Below are 18,177 nucleotides of genomic sequence, written 5' to 3' on the forward strand. Positions count from 1 at the left end.
CGATGACGAGGAGCAGCGCGGTGACGCCCGGCGGTGTCGCACCGGGCGGTCCGCCGTCCGGCGGGGCGGTGTCCGGCACAGCGGTGTCCGGTGACTCAGGTGCCGGGGGAGCGGACCTCGGCGAGCCCGGGCGGCCGGGCGGTCCCGGTACGGCCGACGACCACGGCGACCCCCGCGGGCTGGTCGAGGCGGAGGCAGCGCGGTTGGCCGCCTCCGGGGCCGGCCGGCCCGGGCCGTACCTGATCGGGGTCCGGCACCATGCGCCGTCGCTCAGCGCGGTGGTGCCCGCGCTGCTCGACGCGGCCCGGCCCGAGGTGGTGCTGGTCGAGCTGCCCACCGAGTTCCAGCCCTGGCTGGGCTGGTTGGCCGACGAGTCCACCCGGGCGCCGGTCGCCCTGGCCGCCGCCCCGGGCACGACCGGGGACGCCGTGGGCGAGGGGGCCGCCGGGCTGGCCTTCTACCCGTTCGCCGACTTCTCCCCGGAGCTGGCCGCGCTGCGCTGGGCCCGTCGCAACGGCGTGCCGGTCCTGGCCTGCGACCTGCCGCTCGCCCGGCGGGCCGAGGCCCGCCGGGAGGTCGGGCGGCCGGCAGCGGGCGGGGGCCCCGGCGTCGCCGACGCGCTGCGCCACCGCCTCACCGGGCGGGACGACGACGAGGACCTCTGGGATCGCCTGGTCGAGACGGCCGCCCCCGGCTCCAGCCCGGAGGCCGTCCGACGCGCCGCGCTGCTGGTCGGCTGGGCGATGCGGCGCGACGCCGCGCAGGGCGACGGCGTCGACCCCTACGACCTGCGGCGCGAGGCCTGGATGCGCGCGAGCGTCCGGGCCGCCGCGGCCGACGGCCGCCGGGTCGCCGCCGTCGTCGGGGCCTTCCACGCGCCCGCGCTGCTCGACGGCGCGGGCGGCCCCGAGGGCGGCCCCGAGGACAGCGACGGGGGCAGTGACGGGGGCGCGGCGGCGGACGACGGCCACGTCGTCTCGCTCATCCCCTACACCTACCCCCTGCTGGACGCCCGCTCCGGCTACCCGGCGGGGATCCGCGACCCGGAGTGGCAGCACACCGTGCTCGACGCGGGTGGCGATCCGGACCGGCTCGCAGACGCGTTGACCCACACCGCGGTGCGCGTCTGCCAGGCCCTGCGCCTCCAGGACCACCCGTCGGGCCCGGCCGACGCCCGGGAGATCGTCCGGCTCGCCGGAGACCTCGCACGGCTGCGCGGGCTGGCCGCCCCGGGCCGGGGCGAACTGGTCGAGGCCGTCCAGACCGTGCTCGCCCAGGGGGAGCCGTTCGGCCGGGGCCGGGCCGTCGCCCGCGCGCTGGAGCGCGTCCTGGTCGGCACCCGGACCGGGCGGGCCGCGCCCGGTGCCCCGCGCAGCGGCCTCGCGCCCGCCGTCGAGGCTGCCCTCACCGACCTCGGCCTCCCCGGGCCGGACGACACCGCCGAGGCCGCCCCGCGCGAACTCCGGCTGGATCCGCTGCGTTCACCGCTCGACCGCCGCCGCGACCTGCTCCTGCACCGGCTCACCGTCTGCGGCGTCCCGTACGGCGAACCGGTGTCCGGCGTGGGCGCGGGCGGCACCGAGACCCTCGGCGCCCGCTGGCGGGTGCGGTGGACCCCGGCCGTCGCCGCCATGCTGACGGTCGCCGGCACCCGCGGCGTCACTCCGGCCCAGGCGGCCGAGGGCGCGCTGCGGGAGCGGCTGCGCCGCGAGCAGCAGGCCGACGGCCCGACCGCCCGCGAGGTGCTCCGGGGCCTCGCCGATGCCGCCGCCTGCGGTCTGCCCGCGCTCGCCGACACCCGTCTCGCCCAGCTCACCTCCGTTCTCCCGCAGGGCGGCACGCTCCCCGAACTCCTGGACGCCCTGGCCCTGCTGGACCGCCTCGCCGCCGGTCACATCCCCGGCCTCGCGCCCGAGGAACGCCCGCCGGGCGGCCCGTCCGGTCCGGCCGCGCCGTCCGACGCCCGGTCCGACGGCCGACTCGCAGCGCTCGTGTCGGCGGGCGCGCTGCTGACCGACGCGGCGGTGCGCCAACTGGAGGGGCTGGGCGGGTCGGACGATCCGGCGGACGCCCGGGCCCTGGTGGAGCTGGCCCGCCGGGCCGACCTGTCCGGTGGCGTGCGGCTCGGCCACACACTGACCGCACTCGCCGACGGCGGCAGTCCGTTGATCCGGGGTGCGGCCGGGGCGGTGCGGGTCCTGCTCGGGCAGGACGGCCCGGCGGTCTTCGGCGGTCGCGCGGCCTCCTGGGTCGACGGGGCCACCGATGCCGGTACCCGGCATGCCCTCGGCCGCTCGCTGGTCGGCCTGCTGACGGCGGCCGAAGGGCTGTTCGCCACCGCGCCCGAGGCGCTCGAACCGGTGCTGGAGCGGGTCACCGCGCTGTCCGACACCGCCTTCCTGGACCGGCTGCCCGCGTTGCGCGGAGGCTTCGACACCCTGGCCCCGGCCGCCCGTGACCGGTTGCTGACCCTGGTCGAGGAGCGGCTCGGCAGCCGGCTGCACGCCCTGCCGGACACCGTCGCGCCCGCGCTGCTCGCCGACTGGGCCCGCGCCGACCTCGCCGCCCGCGCCGCCCTGGACCGGCGCGGCCTGCTCCCGGCGCCCCTCGTCGGGCCGCCCGCCGGGCCGACGGCCACACCGCCGACCGGGCCATCGGCCGTACCGCTCGCCCTACCTGAGCGCACCGTCCGGCCTGTGTCCGCCGCCGACCCGGACCCCGTCCCCGCGAGGGACACGCCCGCGACGGACACCCTCGCGACGCACGCGCTCGCGCCCGCCGAGCGTTGGCGGCTGCTGCTCGGCCGGCCGGGCAGCGGCGGCTTCGGCGGGCGGGCCGCCCGGCTCGCCACCGCGCTCGACGAGCTGTACGGCAGTGGGCACGGCGAGGGCTCCGGGCCCGGCCTGGACGGCCGGGGCGGCGCCGGTGGCAACCGGGGCGGCCGCGAGGCGCCGTATCCGGGCGTGCGCGAGTGGTCCGAGGAGCTGACCGCGCTGTTCGGGCCGGGTATTCGCGAGGAAGTGCTCGCCGCCGCCGTGGGGCGGGGCCGGGCAGACGCGCTGGACGCGATCGACCCGGGCGCGGTCCGCCCGTCCGTCGACCTGCTCCGCACCGTGCTGGAGCACGCGGGCGGCCTGCCCGAGGCGCGGATCGCCGGGCTGCGCCCACTGGTGCGGCGCCTGGTGGACGAACTCACCCGGGAGCTGGCGACCAGACTCCGCCCGGCGCTCACCGGGATCAGCGTGCCGCGTCCGAGCCGGCGGCCCGGTGGTGGGCTCGACCTCGACCGGACGATCCGGGCCAATCTCGCCACCGCCCGGCCGGCCCGGCCGGGGGAGCCGGAGGCCGGCACGGTGATCGTTCCCGAACGTCCGGTCTTCCGGACCAGGGCCCGTCAGGCGGCCGACTGGCGGCTGATCCTGGTGGTGGACGTGTCGGGGTCGATGGAGGCCTCCACGGTCTGGGCCGCGCTGACCGCCTCGATCCTGGCCGGGGTGCCGTCCCTGAGCACCCACTTCGTCGCCTTCTCCACCGAAGTCGTCGATCTGACCGAGCGGGTGGAGGATCCGCTGGGCCTGCTCCTGGAGGTCCGGATCGGCGGCGGCACCCAGATCGCCACCGGGCTGAAGTACGCCCGGGAGCTGGTGACGGTGCCGTCCCGGACGCTGGTCGCGGTGATCAGCGACTTCGAGGAGGGCGGCCCGGTCGGCGCGCTGCTGGCACAGACCCGCGCCCTGGTCGACTCCGGTTGCCACCTGCTCGGCTGTGCCGCACTGGACGACACCGGGGCGGCGCGTTACTCGAAGGCGGTCGCGGGCCAACTGGTCGCGGCCGGGATGCCCGTGGCGGCGCTGAGCCCGCTCGAACTGGCCCGCTGGGTGGGGGAGAAGGTCCGATGACAGAGCAGCAGATCGCGCGGCCCGGCGTGGCCTGGCCGGCCGTCCGGCCGGAGGTGGTCGCCGAGGTGGTGGCAGGCCTGTCGGCCCGCCTGCAGAAGCGGTTGGACGGAGCGGCCGCCAAGCTGGCGGACCGCCCGGTGCGGCGGTCCGGCGACGAGTGGCGGATCGAGGTGGACGAGGAGACGGCGCTCGTTCTGCACGCGCCGGGCGGAGTGGTCCGGGGGCAGGCCGATGTCCGCTGCGGTTGTCTCCTGGCGCCGGCCTGTGTGCACCGGGCGGCGGCCGTCACGGTCTGCCCGCTGGCCGATTCCGAGGCCGACACCGCCCCCGAGGCCGATCCGTACACCGGGCCGGGCCCGGCGGCGGATTTGGAACGGGAACCGGAGGACGGCGCGCCGCTCACCCCGGCCGCCGCCCCTGCCGCCCCTGCCGCCCCTGCCGCCGTCACCGCCCCGGACACCGCCGATGCCGGTTCCGGCAGCCCGCTGACCCCGGCCGAGCAGGGAGCGGCCCGCCATCTGCACCGCGCCGCCGCGGCCGTGTTGGCGGCGGGGGTGTCCGGCGCCGGCGCCGTGCTCCAGGCGGAGCTGCTGCGCGCCGCCCACCGGGCCCGGCTCGCCGGGCTCCACCGGCCGGCCGCCGTGGCGGTCGCGGTGGTCACCGGGGTCCGGGCGGCCCGCTCGGGCGAGCCGGACCACCGGCTCGCCGCCCTGGTCGCCGGCCTGCGCGAGCTGCTCGACCTGACCACGGCCCTGACCGCCGGGCACGGTGATCCCGCCGTGCTGCGCGGCACCGCCCGGCAGGCGTACCACGAGGCGGGCGGGCTGCGGCTGTACGGGCTGTTCGCCGAACCGGTGCTGACCGCCACCCATGCCGGCGTGCTCACCTGGGCGGTCGACGCCACCGGCCGGCTGAGCACCGTCGCGGAGGTCATGCCGCACGCCGACCCGACCGCCGCCGCGCCGCAGGCGGTCGGGGCCGGGAACCGGGCGGTCCGGCTGGGTGACGCGCTGCTCAGCCATCGCGAGTTCACCCGGGCGGGGCTGGCCGTCCAGGGCGCGACCCGGTCCGCGACCGGCCGGCTCGGTGCGGGCAGCTCGGTCCGGGCGGTCCGGGCCGCCGGCGCGGCGTGGACGGCGGAGCCGGTCGCCGGGCTCTGGGCGGTGCCGCCGGCCGTCCAGGTGGAACGGGCCCTGGCGGCGGAGGCACTGCCGTTCGACGCCCGGCCGGCCGGGAGCGACCTGCTGTTCCTGGACGTCACGCTGCTCGGCGCCGCCCCGTACGGGCCGGGCGAGCCAGCGCGGCTGCTCGCCGACTGTGCCGGGCTGGTGGTCGCGCTGCGCGCGGCACACGATCACCCCGGACTGGCCCACCGGGGCAACCTGGCGCTGCTCGCCACCGCGCCGGGCCTGCGGCTGCGGGTGATCGGCCGCCTGGAGCGCGCCGAGCGTCCGGAGCTGCGGTTGCTCGCGGTGGGTGCGCCGCCCGCCGGTCCGGAGCCGGGGGAACCGGCCCTCGCCCTGCCCGCCGACCGGGCGGCGCGGGTCAACCTGGGCCTGGAACGGCTGCAGACCGCCGATCTCACCCCCACCGCGAGCACCACCGCGGGGGCCGCCGCGGTCGTCCCCGGCACCGAGGCTCTGGCGGCGGCCCCCGCTGCCCCGGTCGTCCCGGACGGGCCCGCTGCCCCGGTCCACCTGCTGGGCCGCCGGGTCGCGCAGGCGGTGACCGGTGGGCGCCAGGGGCTCGCACTCGGCGCGGGGACGGCGGACACCGGCCGGGCGGAGCTGCGCGCGGCCGGTCTGACCACGGCGGCGGCCCTGCTGGACGCGCTCCGCGCGGCGGCGGCGGACCACCCCCGGGACGTGTTCGGCCGGATCGTGGCGGACGACCACGCCGCGTTCACCACCGCGTGGTTGGCGGCGGCCTGCTACGGGGAGGAGTTGGCCTCGGCGCTCTGCGCGGGGGGCTGGCAACGGCAGGATCAGGTCAAGGCTGGGTCATAAGAAAGTATTTGCACAGGCAGGTAAAACGCGTCGAATGGCATACTGGGGGGACGGGAGAACGTTCGACCGGTCGTACCACCGTCGACCAGGGCCGGTCGGCCGACCGGCCACGGGGTCCGGTTCGGGATCGGGCCCGAGTTCGCGTACGAGCTCGGGCCGGGATCCGGCCCGGGACAGGGAAGAGAAGGGCGAGCCATGGGTATCCACGACGATGCCGCCGAGATCCGCGCCTGCGGCTGGCGTACGCTCGCCGCTCTGCACGGCCTCATCGACGCGGCGCTGGAGAAGGCACTCCAGAGCGAGCACCAGCTGTCGGTGGTCGAGTACACGGTGCTCGACGCACTCTCGCGGCAGGACGGCTGGCACATGCGGATGCAGCAGCTGGCCCGGGCGGCGGCGCTGAGCAGCAGCGCGACCACCCGCCTGGTGACGCGCCTGGAGGACCGCGGCCTGCTCAGCCGCTTCCTCTGCGTGGACGACCGGCGCGGCATCTACACCGAGCTGACCCCGCAGGGCCGCCACCTGCTCACCGCCGCCCGACCGGTGCACGACGCGACCCTGGAGGCGACGCTCGCCAAGGCCACCGGGACGCCGGAGCTGGCCCCGCTGGTGCGGGCCCTGGAGGAGCTCAAGGTCACTCCGGCCGGCCCGGCCGCCGCCACGGTTCCGGCCGCCGTCTGACCAGGGGGCCCACCACCGTTCCGGCCCCACCACCGTTCCGGCAGCGCCGCGGCTCCGGCCCCCGCACCGTCCCGGCAGCGCCGCGGCTCCGGCCCCCGCACCGTCCCGGCAGCGCCGCGGTGGTCACCGGCCCTCGGTGAGAGCCTCCCGGTGGACCCGGTCGAGCAGGGCGAGCAGCAGCTCCTTGCTGGAGTTCCGCTCGCGGACGTCGCAGAGCACGACCGGGACGCCGGGATCCAGGTCCAGGGCCCGGCGGACATCCTCGGCGGTGCGGTCGCGCCGCCCGTGGAAGCAGTTGACGCCGACGGCGAACGGGATCCCGCGCTGCTCGAAGAAGTCCACGGCGGCGAAGCCGGCTTCCAGTCGCCGGGTGTCGACCAGCACGACCGCGCCGAGTGCGCCCAGCGCCAGGTCGTCCCACATGAACCAGAACCGGAACTGGCCGGGCGTGCCGAAGAGATAGAGCACGAGGTCCGCCCGGACGGTGATCCGGCCGAAGTCCAGCGCGACGGTGGTGGCGGATTTGTCCCGGACGCCGTCGAGGCTGTCGACCTCGATGCCGGCCCGGGTCAGGTGCTCCTCCGTCCGCAGTGGCGCGATCTCGCTCACCGAGCCGACCATGGTTGTCTTGCCGACGCCGAAGCCACCGGCGACGAGGATCTTGACCGCACCCGGCACGATGCTCTGGATCGTCAATTCGGCTCTCCTGGAGGGGGATGAGAAGCGTTCGTGGAGCGGGTGGGCTGTCCGGTCAGAGCCGGCGGACGCCTTCGATCACGGCCCGGATCAGTGCCACGTCCGGTGTGTCCGCCGGCCGAACGGGAGCCCTGGTGAGGATCAGCCGGGTCTCGCACAGATCGTCCAGCAGCACCTTGACCACGCTCACCGGCAGGTCCAGGCCGGCCGCGATCTCGGCCACGGCCAGCGGGCGTTCGCGGCACAGCCCGATGATCGCGGCTGCTTCGGGCGACAGCCGGGTGGTGTCCGTGCGGGGGTCGGCCGTGACCACCAGGGTGATCAGCGTGAAGCCGGTGCGGAGCGGGCCGGTGCGGCCGTTGGTGATGGCGTAGGGGCGGACCAGAGGGCCGGCGTCCTGGTCGAAGAACCAGACCTCGTCGGCGTCCGCGGTCACGCACCGCCGCCCGGGTCGGCCTCGCCGGCTGTGCCGCGCGGTGCTGCGGAGAGGTACTGGCCGACCTGCTCCACCAGCATGGTGATCTCGTGGGCCATCGGCCCTGCCTCGACCGGATCGCTGGTCAGTGCGGTGAGCCGGGCGCCCTGGCCGGCGGTGGTGACGAACAGGAACAGCTGATCCATCTCGACCACCGTCCGCCGGACCCGGCCGCCGTGGAAGCGGTCCCCGGTGCCCCGGGCCGGGCTCCGCAGGCCGGAGGGCACGGGCGAGAGGTGTGCGGCGTCGGCCGGCTCCAAGCCCCGGGAGAGGCCGACCGGCAGGCCGTCCGCGGAGAGGACGGCGGCGGGCCGGGTTTCCGTGGCCCGCGCCACCCACTGGTCCAGCAGTCGGTGGAGATCGCGCCGGGCGTCGGGCTGCCGCGTCATCACGGCTGTTCCTCGGCTGCGGGAGGCGCTGCGGGAGGGGCCGCAGGAGAGGTGGGAGGCGTGGAGGCCGCCGGAGGGGCGGCAGGCGGTTCCGGGGAGGGGTCCGCCGCGCGGGCCGCGCGGGTGCCGCGCTGGACGGCGGCCATGGTGGCGCGGGAGCGCTCCGGCGCGGTGTCGTCGACGGCCGACGCCCCGCCGCCCGCCGGGGGGCCCGGCGGTGGCACGGCGGCGGGCGCGTGTGCCTGCCGCAACTGCTCGGCCAGGCCGGCGTTCCGGACCCGCCGGGGGAGGACGGGCGGGGTCTGCGGGAGGCCGTCCGGGCCGTGCTCGGACCGGACCTCCTGGATACGCCCCTGTGCGGGGGGCGCGGGGGCGCCCGCGGAGCTCCCGAAGCCGTCAGCGACAGGGCCCCCGACGGCGGCGCCGTCCATGGCAGGGCCCTCGCCTCCCGGGAGGCCGCCGTCCGCAGCCCCGGTCGGGGGCTCGTCGGCCGGGCCGTGGTGGCGCCCCGGCAGCGCGGGCCGGGTCACGACCACCGCGTCGGGCAGCCCGGGGATCGGTGAGCCCGTAGTGGGGGACGCCGGCGCCGACGGCCCCGGCCCGACCCCGGCAGGCCCGGCGCCCAGCAGCCCGCCGAGGACTCCGGCGAGCGCATCCGACAGTTCCTCGCTGGTTCCGCCCCTCCCGCCGCCTCCACCCCCGTCCCTTGCGCCGGTCCCGTCCCTTCCGCCGCTCCCGCCGGTCCCGCCCCGCAGGTCCGCGCCCGCTCCGCCGTCCCGCTCCGGGGCGGCCTCCACCGGCGTCCGGGTCACCCGGGCGCCGGACGGCAGGCCGGCCACGGACGGCGGCAGCTCCGCCTGTTCCAGCAGCACCGACGGCACCAGCACCACGGCCCGCGTCCCTCCGTAGGGGGAGGACCGCAGCGTGACCTGGATGCGGTGCCGGGTGGCCAGCCTGGCCACCACGAAGAGACCGAGGCGCAGGTCGTCGCCGAGCGCGGAGACGTCCAGCTCGGGCGGGTCGGCCAGGTAGGCGTTGAGCCGCTCGTACTCCTCCGGGCTCATCCCGAGTCCGCGGTCCTCGACCTCGACGGCCAGCCCCCGGGAGACCTCCTGCGCGGACACCTGCACCTTGGTGTAGGGCGGGGAGAAGGTGGTGCCGTTCTCGATCAGTTCGGCGACCAGGTGGATGACGTCGGCGACGGCCTCCCCGCCGAGCGAGACGCGCGGGATGCCCCGGACGACGACCCGGGAGTAGTTCTCCGTCTCCGAGACGGCGCTGCGCAGCACGTTGACCACCGGTACGGCGTTGCGCCAGCGCCGGGCCGGCAGCGCGCCGCCGAGGATGACGAGGTTCTCGGCGTTGCGCCGCATCCGGGTGGCGAGGTGGTCGACGGCGAACAGCTCGCGCAGCAGCTCGGGGTCCTCGTGCTCGCGCTCCAGCGCGTCCAGCATGCTGATCTGACGGTGGAGCAGGATCTGGGTGCGGCGGGCGATGTTGAGGAAGACCTTCTTGGTTCCCTCGCGCCCGTGGGCCTGGTGGACGATGGCGGTGAGGGCGGCGGTGCGGACGGCGGCGACGCCCTCGGCGGCCTGCTGGAGCTCGTCGCCGACGCGCCGGGAGGGCGACCAGGACGGCGGTGGCGGGACGGCTTCGCCGGTCCGGAGCCGGCCGACCACCTGGGGGATCTCGTGCTGGGCGACGGCGAGGGCGTCGGCCCGCAGCCCGAGGAGCCGGGCGGACACCGCCCGGGCCAGCCGGACCCCGCGGACCAGGCTCCACACCAGGAGGACGGCGACGGCCGCGCTGACGGCCGACAGGGCGATCCGGTGGCCGGCGTCGCGCAGCAGGTAGAGGGCGTACCCCCAGGCGGCGGCGAGGCCGAGGCCGGGGACCAGCACGAGGGCGAGGAGAGAGCGGCGGAGCGAGCCGGACCGGCCGGCGCGGTGGCCCGTGCGCGGGGCCGATATGCCTGGCATCTGATTCCTTGGTGCGGGGCCAACGGCGGGTTCGCCCGTGCCCGGTTCTGACCGGGGTCTCGGAGCGCCACGGCCGGCGGTGCCCCGGAGGGGGCCGGACAAGGTGACGTGGTGTCACCGTCCGAGCGGTGCAGCGCGGCCGCCGACGTCAGGCACGGTATCAGCCCCAGGAGGCCCTATCGCAATATCAACTGACGATATGTGAGCGGCTGGTGACGCGGTCGCGCGCCGGTGGATCGGCCGTCGAACGGCACGTCCGGGCTGGTCAGAGCGATGGCCCGGATCGTCGACGGCCTCCCGGGAGCCTGAGGGGAGGTCTCCGGAAAGCCGTCAGGAACAGGTCAAATACGGGAAGTCGGAGGAGGGCCGGGAGCCGGGCGTGGGCCGGTCCCGGGTGCTCGCGGTACTTCCGGGGGTGGTTCAGCCCGCCAGTGGCATGTGCAGCAGGGCGGCGCCGGCCGCGCGCGCGGCGTCGGCCTCCAGTCGGGCCTCCCGCTGGGCCAGCTCGGTCCAGGCCCAGCTGGTCAGGTCGGAGAGCTCCGCCGACCACTGCTTGCCGTACGTGCCCGAGGCCACCTGGCCGAGCCGCAGTCGCTGGACGTCCGAGGTGCCGGCCGGCGGGTAGATGTGGGTGGCGTCCCGCAGATAGCGCTCGATGTGGAACTCGGCCTGCAGGCCCCGGGCGGCGTGGATCTCCATCGCGTTCCGGGCGGAGTCCAGCGCGTACTCGGTGTTGATCAGCTTGGCGTTCATCAACTCGGCATCGCAGGGCCGGCCGTGGTCCAGCTGGTGCGAGGCGTGGTAGGCGGCGAGCTTGGCGGTCATCAGTCGGGACTGCATCTCGCCCAACTTGAGTGCGATGTTGGGAAGTTGCGAGAGGGGCTTGCCGTACAGCACCCGCCCTTCGGCGAACCGCACGGTGTCCTCCACGATCGCCGTGTGGATGCCGAGGGCGACGGCGGCCAGGTTCAGCCGGCCGTACAGGGTCGAGGAGGAGTAGGCGACGTCCAGGCCCTGGCTCTCCTCGCCCAGCCGATTGGCGGCGGGGATGCGGCAGTTCTCGAAGACGATCTCGCCGAAGCTGAAGCCGTGCAGGCCGCTCTGCGAGCCGAGGCTGCCGGTGCGAAAGCCCGGGCGGCTGCTCTCGACCAGGAACGCCGACAGGCCCCTGCTGCCCTCGCCGGTGCGGAGCACCACGCCGTGCACGTCGCCGATGTGGGAGTTGCCGACGAACCACTTGCGGCCGTCAAGGACGTACTCGTCGCCCTCGCGCCGTGCGGTGCCGGTCATGCCGAGGACGTGGCCGCCCGAGTCCGGCTCGGTGACGGCGATCGTCGGCAGCACCTCGCCGGAGGCGAACCGGGGCAGCCAGTACCGGCGTTGGGTGTCCGAGCCGAAGTGGATGACCTTGGCGACACCGAGCTGGGAGGCCTGGGCCATCGCGCCCATCGCGCCGCTGACCCGGGCCAGTTCCTCGACGATGACCGTCTTCGCGAGATGGCCGAGGCCGAGCCCGCCGAAGGCCCGCGGGATGGTGGCCCCGATCCAGCCGCGGTGGGCGATCTCGCGGGAGAGCTCGACCTCGACCGTGCGGTCGGCCTCCATTCTGGCCACCTGCGGGCGCACTTCCTTCTCCGCGAACTCACGTACCTCCGCGCGGAGGCTCTCGTGTCGTTCGTCGGTGAAGTAGTCCATCGCCATGCTGGGTCCTCTCGATTGCGGGGTGGTCGTGCCTCCGTCCGTGCAGCCGAACCGCTCCGGCCGCCCAAGGGTGGGGGTGATGAGGTGGCGGCCGGTTGCCCCGATGCAGCCGGTGCGCGCGGAAGTGCGAGGCGGGATCCTGACGGAAACCGTCCGTATTTTCGGCAGGGCTCATTGTCGTATGACGATCCGGCCCTTCCCAGGGTCGATCTTGGATTGGCGTGAAAGGGATCACCCGGAAGCGGAGGAGGATTGAAGGGCCCCGTCACGGGGGATTGATCATTGCCCGTTTCGCCGCTCCGCCGGGCGCTCCGCCACGTGCCGGTGTGACCGTCCATCAGGCACGAAGCCCGGGTGGGCCGGGAGCGCGAATCGCGACGGACGTCTGATTACATGTGCGCCATGACTGATGTGATGAGCACGCAAGGCCATCCCCCGGGTCTCGCCGGCGAGTCCGACCGGACCCGCAGGCTGCGCGACCTGGGCCTCAACGAACCCACCGTGGACGAGGCCTTCGACCGCTTCGCCCACCTGGCCGCCAGCCTCACCCGCGCCCCGATCGCCATGGTCAACTTCATCAACGACGAGCGGCAGATGTTCCGGGGGCTCTTCATTCCGCCAAACTCCGCCGACGCCGCGGGCGACACCGGCTGCTCCTGGGCCGACCGGGGGATCGCCTTCGATCTGCCCACCCGGGAGATGCCGCTGAGCCACGGCTTCTGCCCGCACGTGGTCGCCCAGCGTTCCCCGCTGGCGCTCGACGACATCCTCGCCTACCCCCGGTTCGCCGGGAACCCGGTCGTCGACGAGCTGGGGGTGCGCTCCTACCTCGGCGCCCCGCTGGTCGACGACACCAACACCGTCATCGGCACCGTCTGCGTGCTCGACCGTGAGCCCCGCCCGTGGGGCCGCGAGCGGCTGCGCGACATCCAGCACCTCGCCGAGGCGCTGCTCTCCGAGATCCGGCTGCGCGACAACCTGATCGCCCAGCAGCAGGAGATGTTCGCGGCCTTCGACGGCTCGCCGTTCCCGATCATGCTCACCCACGGTCCCGACCAGCAGATCCGCTACGCCAACCCCCGGCACGCCGAGCTCTTCGGCGCGGTGGCGGCCCCCGGCCCGATCGGTCGGGCCTACCCGCAGCTCGCCGCGGCCGGGCTGGAGCAGGCGGTGGCCGAGGCCTACCACAGCGGTCGGGCCACCGTCCTGAACGACGTCCGTTTCCAGTCCACCCGGCCGGACGCCCAGCGGATCCACCAGATCTTCAGCTTCACCTGCACCCCGCAGCGGGCCGCGCGCACCGGCCGGGTCAGCGGTGTTCTGGTCGCCGGCATGGACGTCACCGCGCAGTCCCGCACCGAGGAGGAGCTGGGCACCCTGGCCGCTCTGCTGGTCGACCGGCTCCAGCAGAGCGGTGCCACCACCGGCCGCCACGGACTGGGCGCCGGGCAGGCCGGACTGGTTCTCCCCGGCTGAGCCCCGGGCCCTTCGCATCCCGTCCCCCACTGCCACGAACACGGCCATTGTCACGATCACGCCCCACGAACCACGACCACGACCACGACACCCGACCACGACGCCCGACCACGACCGCTGCCGCGGCTGTCGGCCCGGCCACTGCGGCCGGCCCGCCACCCGCGACGCCACGTCCACGAGCGACGTCACGTCCACCGATCCCGCCACCGTGGTGGGGTCGCCTCTCACCCCCGAGGAGAGGCGACCCCACCACGGTGCTTTCCGGGAGCCCGCCGGGAGCCCGCCGGGGCCCGCTGACGTGGCGGTCGCCGCAGCCGGCGCCGTGCCCCCAGCCGCAGCCGCAGCCGCAGCCGCAGCCGCAGCCGTAGCCGCAGCCACCCGGCCGCCGCGCGGGTGAACCGGCCGCCCCCGTACCCCGGACGGGCGCCGCGCGACGACCGCCGATGGTAGGCATGGGCCGCATGGAGTGGTTCGCCGGCTGGTTCGCCGCACCCGAGTACGGACTGAGCCGGTTGCTGGTGCAACGGCTGCTGGCCGTCGTCTACCTGACCGGTTTCACGGCCGCCGCCGCGCAGTTCCGGGCCCTGATCGGCGCCGAGGGCATGCTTCCGGTGCCCCGCTTCACCGAGCGGGTGCCGTTCCGCCGGGCGCCGAGCCTCTTCCACCTCCACTACAGCGACCGCTTCTTCGCCGCCGTGTCCTGGACCGGCGCGGGCCTCTCCGCCGCCCTGGCCGCCGGACTGGGCGACGCCGTCCCGCTCTGGACGTCGATGCTGCTGTGGGCGGTGCTCTGGGTGCTCTACCTGTCGATCGTCAACGTCGGCCAGACCTGGTACTCCTTCGGCTGGGAGTCCCTGCTGCTGGAAGCCGGCTTCCTCGCCGTCTTCCTGGGCAACGCGGACATCGCCCCACCGCTCCCGGTGCTCTGGCTGATGCGCTGGCTGGTCTTCCGGGTCGAGTTCGGCGCGGGACTGATCAAGCTGCGCGGCGACCGCTGCTGGCGCGACCTGACCTGTCTGCGCTACCACCACGAGACCCAGCCGATGCCCGGACCGCTCAGCTGGTTCTTCCACCACCTGCCCGCACCGCTGCACCGGGTCGAGGCCGCCGCCAACCACGTCACCCAGCTGGTGGTGCCGATCGCCCTCTTCCTCCCGCAGCCGGTCGCCACCTGGGCCGCCGTCGTCGTCGTGGTGACCCAGCTCTGGCTGGTCGCCTCGGGCAACTTCGCCTGGCTGAACTGGCTCACCATCACCCTGGCCCTCGCCGCCGTCGACCCGGCCCGGCTCGGGCTGCCCGTCCACCCGCAGGCCTACCAGGGCACCCCCGGCTGGTTCGAAGGCCTGGCGACGGCGCTGACCCTCGCCGTCGCCGGGCTCAGCTACTGGCCGGTCCGGAACATGCTCTCCCGTGAACAGGCGATGAACCGATCCTTCAACCGGCTTCATCTGGTCAACACCTACGGCGCCTTCGGCAGCGTCAGCCGGATCCGCCAGGAAGTGGTGATCGAGGGCACCCACGAGCCCACCGTCACCCGGCAGACCGTCTGGCACGAGTACGGATTCAAGGGCAAACCCGGTGACGTGCGCCGCCTTCCGCGTCAGTACGCCCCCTACCATCTGCGGCTGGACTGGCTGATGTGGTTCGCGGCCATCTCGCCCGCGTACGCCCGGCCCTGGTTCCTGCCCTTCGTCGCCCGGTTGTTGGCGAACGACCCGGCCACGCTGCGGCTGCTGCGCCACAACCCGTTCCCGGACGCCCCGCCGACCCACGTCCGGGCGACGCTCCACCACTACCGTTTCACCGACTGGCACGAACTGCGGGCCACCGGCGCGTGGTGGCACCGGACCGCGCCGCACGAGTACCTCGCGCCGGTCAGCCTTGACACCCTCACTCGTTCCGGTCACCGGCCGCCGCTCGGCCGCCGGAGCCGTGCGGTCCCCCTGGACGGGCCGCGCCGCCGACCGGGTCACCCGTCCGGCCCCGCACCGCACCACCCGCCCGGCCCTCCCGGGTAGCGGCCGGGTGGGCGGTGTGGCACGCCACACCGGTCCGTCGGGCGGTGGGTGCGTGCAAGGCTCGAACGGGCACCCGTATTCTTGGCCTCCACAACCGGCAGCCCGACCGCGCACCCCCCAGCCCCTCCCGTCGGGGCCTCCGTGCGCACCCGGTCCGCCGTCCCCTCGACGCCCGCCCCGCCGCAGTCGCCCAGAACCGGACCTCACATGACAGTGCTTCACTCGCGCAACGCCGACGCCGCAGACGCCAAGGCCGCCGCAGACGCCAAGGACGCCACGGACCCGGAGCAGAGCCGCGGCCAGGCGGCCACGGCGGAGACCGGCCTTCGGGACGACCTCGGCCGCTACGCCGAACTCGGTGCCTTCACCCTCACCGCCGGGACCCACGCCTGGTACGCGGCCGTCGACACGGTCGCCACCCCCGAGGACGCCCGCGCCGCCTCCACCGCCCTCGCCGAGCTCCGCGGCAGCGACCTCCAGCAGACCTGGGAGGCCGTCACCGCGCTGGCCGTCGAGGCCAAGATCGAGGTGCCCGGCAGCGTCGCCGTCGCGGCGCTGTTCGCCGAGACGCTCCAGCGCGTCCACCAGACCTCCGCGATCCTGGTCGCCGCCGCGTACGACGCCGACCTGGACGCCCTCGCCGCCGCCACGGCCGACCGCGCCTGGCGCCGCGAGAACGGCGTCAAGCTGCCCTTCCTGCGCGCTCGCGGGCTGCGCAAGCAGGCCGCGGCCCTGGTCGTCGGAGGCCGCAAGGTCCGCTCCGAGGAGCTGCACGAGGCGCTCGCCTCGGCCAAGGTCGAGCGCCGGGCCTGGGCCGTCCTCGCCCCCTCGGGCGCGCTGCCCGTCCCGCCCGCCGACGGCCCGTCGGCGGAGCGGACCGCGGCGGCGTTCGAGTCGATCGGCACCGGACTGCGCGACCTCGCCCGGCTGCTGCCCGAGCACGACCTGGAAGCACTGCCGTTCCCCGAGCTCATCGATCTGGTGGAGCGCCTGGCGGCGGACGAGGGCACGCTCTACCGCCTCCCGACCATCCGTTCGCTGCGTACCACCCTCGAAGAGGCCGGCCTCACCGACCTGCTCGCCGAGCTCGCCGCCGCCCGTGCCGACCGCCGCGCCGCCGAGGCCGCCTACGGCGCCCGCCAGGCCCTGGCCGGCGGCCAGCGGGACGGGCTGACGGCGACGGAGGAGACGGTCTCCGAAGCGGTCTCCGAGGAGACGACCTCCGAGGAAGCCGTCGGCGACGCCGCAACCGACGAGGAAGCTGTCGTCGACGAGGCGACCAACGAGGAAACGGTCGTCGAAGAGACGGCTGTCGAGCCCGAGGCCGAGCGCGTCGCTGACGCTGACGCCGGGACGGAGCCGGAGGTCGCGGCGGATGCCGAGGCCGAGGCGGATGAGCTCACGGCCGAGGAGCCCGCCGAGGCCCGGCCGCTCGTTGTCTCGCTCCCGTCGCCGTCGCCCGCCGCGGACGACCTGGTGGACGCCGCTCCGGCCGGTCCGGCGCAGGCCGGGGCGACGGTGCTGGAGGACGACCAACCGGAGGTCGCCGGGCCTGCTGTCGAGGACGCGCCGGTTGCCGAGGAGGTGGCGGCGGTCGCCGAGGCCGACGCGCCCGAGGCGGTCGTCGAGCCGGAGCCCGCGCCGGTGGTCGAGGAGCCCACCGCCGTCGAGCCGGCTGCTGAGTCCGAGCCGGTCGAGCCTGTCGCCGAGGTCGCCGAGGTCGAGCCCGAGGCTGCCGAGCCCGAGGCGGCTCAGGTCAACCTCGCGGCCGACACCGACGTCGAGATCGCCGGGCCCGCTGTCGAGGACGCGTCCGAGGCTGTCGAGCCCGAGGCGGTCGTCGAGCCGGAGCCGGCGTCGGTGGTCGAGGAGCCCGCCGCCGCCGAGCCGGTTGCCGAGGCCGAGGTCGAGCCCGCTGAGCCGGTCGTCGAGGTCGAGTCGGCGGAGGCCGTGGTGGACGCCCCGGTCGAGGTCGTCGAGCCGGAGCCGGCGTCGGTGGTCGAGGAGCCCGCCGCCGCCGAGCCGGTTGCCGAATCCGAGTCGGCCGAGCCCGTCGCCGAGGCCGAGGTCGAGATCGCCGTGTCCGCTGTCGAGGATGCGCCGGTTGCCGAGGAGGTGGCGCCGGTCGCCGAGGCCGAGGAGACCACATCCGAGATCGTCGAGCCCGAGGCGGTCGTCGAGCCGGAGCCGGCGTCGGTGGTCGAGGAGCCCGCCGTCGTTGAGCCGGTTGCCGAGGCCGAGGTCGAGCCCGCTGAGCCGGTCGTCGAGGTCGAGTCGGCGGAGGCCGTGGTGGACGCCCCGGTCGAGGTCGTCGCGCCCGAGCCCGTTGCCGAGGCTGTCGAGGTCCTCCCGGCCGGCCGGCCCGAGAAGCCCGACTTCACGCCGGGCCGCCCGGTGACCGCCTACTCGGCCGACGAACTGCTCGCCGTCGTGCGGTGGCTGGACGGGGACGGAGTCGGCCGCAGCGACGAGGAGTTGCTGCGGGCGGCGATGAAGGAGCTGGGCTTCGCCCGCCTCGGCCCGCGCATCAAGGAGGCGCTGGGCGCCGCCGTGACGGCCGCGCGCGGCTGACCCACAGCAACGCCGAAGGGTCCGGTGGAAGCGGTTCGCCGCTTCCACCGGACCCTTCGGCGTACTCGGCCGGCCTTGTTCGTCGACGTGGCCGGGGTTCGGGACGGTCGGGCGCCCGCCGGCCGCACCGGTGACGGGCTCGGTGACGTCGCTGTCGTGCACGTTGCGGGCCAGGCTCCCCAGGGGCAGGGGCAGGGGCAGGGGCCGAGCCGGGGTACCGGCCCCCGAGGCCCCGGGTCCTCCCGTGGCCCCGCCGAGGGCCGGCCGTCCTTGGCTGATGTGACCG

Annotated in this window: 11 protein-coding genes; 6 read left to right on the forward strand and 5 right to left on the reverse strand. The window is 75.7% G+C overall.

The window, feature by feature from the left end:
• Window positions 1-2 precede the first annotated feature (2 nt).
• The 3 genes from ACIQTO_RS21365 (at window position 3) to ACIQTO_RS21375 (ending at window position 6,586) form a co-directional block, all read left to right on the forward strand.
• Window positions 3-3,899 carry a DUF5682 family protein gene (locus tag ACIQTO_RS21365; RefSeq protein WP_402390161.1) on the forward strand — a complete coding sequence of 1,299 codons (3,897 nt, stop codon included), beginning with the start codon at window positions 3-5 and terminating at the stop codon, window positions 3,897-3,899.
• Window positions 3,896-5,905, forward strand: a complete 2,010-nt coding sequence (locus ACIQTO_RS21370; protein WP_402390164.1) for a hypothetical protein — start codon at window positions 3,896-3,898, stop codon at window positions 5,903-5,905. Before ACIQTO_RS21365 ends, ACIQTO_RS21370 begins: the two co-directional genes overlap by 4 nt.
• A gap of 195 nt (window positions 5,906-6,100) precedes the next feature.
• The gene (locus ACIQTO_RS21375) at window positions 6,101-6,586 is read left to right on the forward strand and encodes a MarR family winged helix-turn-helix transcriptional regulator (protein ID WP_402390166.1); all 486 of its coding nucleotides are present in this window, start codon (window positions 6,101-6,103) and stop codon (window positions 6,584-6,586) included.
• Window positions 6,587-6,709: 123 nt separating this feature from the next.
• On the opposite strand, the gene ACIQTO_RS21380 is transcribed toward ACIQTO_RS21375, so the two are convergent.
• The 5 genes from ACIQTO_RS21380 to ACIQTO_RS21400 all read right to left on the reverse strand — a co-directional run bounded on the left by ACIQTO_RS21380 (window position 6,710) and on the right by ACIQTO_RS21400 (window position 11,820).
• Window positions 6,710-7,282 carry a GTP-binding protein gene (locus ACIQTO_RS21380; protein WP_402390168.1) on the reverse strand — a complete coding sequence of 191 codons (573 nt, stop codon included), beginning with the start codon at window positions 7,280-7,282 and terminating at the stop codon, window positions 6,710-6,712.
• A gap of 55 nt (window positions 7,283-7,337) precedes the next feature.
• The gene (locus ACIQTO_RS21385; RefSeq protein WP_402390171.1) at window positions 7,338-7,718 is read right to left on the reverse strand and encodes a DUF742 domain-containing protein; all 381 of its coding nucleotides are present in this window, start codon (window positions 7,716-7,718) and stop codon (window positions 7,338-7,340) included.
• Window positions 7,715-8,146, reverse strand: a complete 432-nt coding sequence (locus ACIQTO_RS21390; RefSeq protein ID WP_402390174.1) for a roadblock/LC7 domain-containing protein — start codon at window positions 8,144-8,146, stop codon at window positions 7,715-7,717. The genes ACIQTO_RS21385 and ACIQTO_RS21390 overlap by 4 nt, the downstream gene beginning before the upstream one ends.
• On the reverse strand, window positions 8,146-10,125 hold the full coding sequence (locus ACIQTO_RS21395) for a sensor histidine kinase (RefSeq protein WP_402390177.1): 1,980 nt from the start codon (window positions 10,123-10,125) through the stop codon (window positions 8,146-8,148). Before ACIQTO_RS21395 ends, ACIQTO_RS21390 begins: the two co-directional genes overlap by 1 nt.
• A 420-nt stretch (window positions 10,126-10,545) precedes the next feature.
• The gene (locus ACIQTO_RS21400) at window positions 10,546-11,820 is read right to left on the reverse strand and encodes an acyl-CoA dehydrogenase family protein (protein ID WP_402390244.1); all 1,275 of its coding nucleotides are present in this window, start codon (window positions 11,818-11,820) and stop codon (window positions 10,546-10,548) included.
• A 420-nt stretch (window positions 11,821-12,240) separates the two neighbouring features.
• Between ACIQTO_RS21400 and ACIQTO_RS21405 the strand changes: the two genes are divergently transcribed.
• The 3 genes from ACIQTO_RS21405 (at window position 12,241) to ACIQTO_RS21415 (ending at window position 17,891) form a co-directional block, all read left to right on the forward strand.
• Complete coding sequence (locus ACIQTO_RS21405; protein WP_402390179.1) at window positions 12,241-13,302, forward strand: GAF domain-containing protein; 1,062 nt, start codon at window positions 12,241-12,243, stop codon at window positions 13,300-13,302.
• Between the two features lie 452 nt (window positions 13,303-13,754).
• Window positions 13,755-15,320: a lipase maturation factor family protein gene (locus ACIQTO_RS21410; protein WP_402390182.1), complete on the forward strand. Its 1,566-nt coding sequence runs from the start codon at window positions 13,755-13,757 to the stop codon at window positions 15,318-15,320.
• 207 nt (window positions 15,321-15,527) lie between these two features.
• Window positions 15,528-17,891, forward strand: a complete 2,364-nt coding sequence (locus ACIQTO_RS21415) for a hypothetical protein (RefSeq protein WP_402390185.1) — start codon at window positions 15,528-15,530, stop codon at window positions 17,889-17,891.
• Window positions 17,892-18,177 lie beyond the last annotated feature (286 nt).

Source organism: Kitasatospora sp. NPDC091207, assembly GCF_044768625.1.
Taxonomy (GTDB): Bacteria; Actinomycetota; Actinomycetes; order Streptomycetales; family Streptomycetaceae; genus Kitasatospora.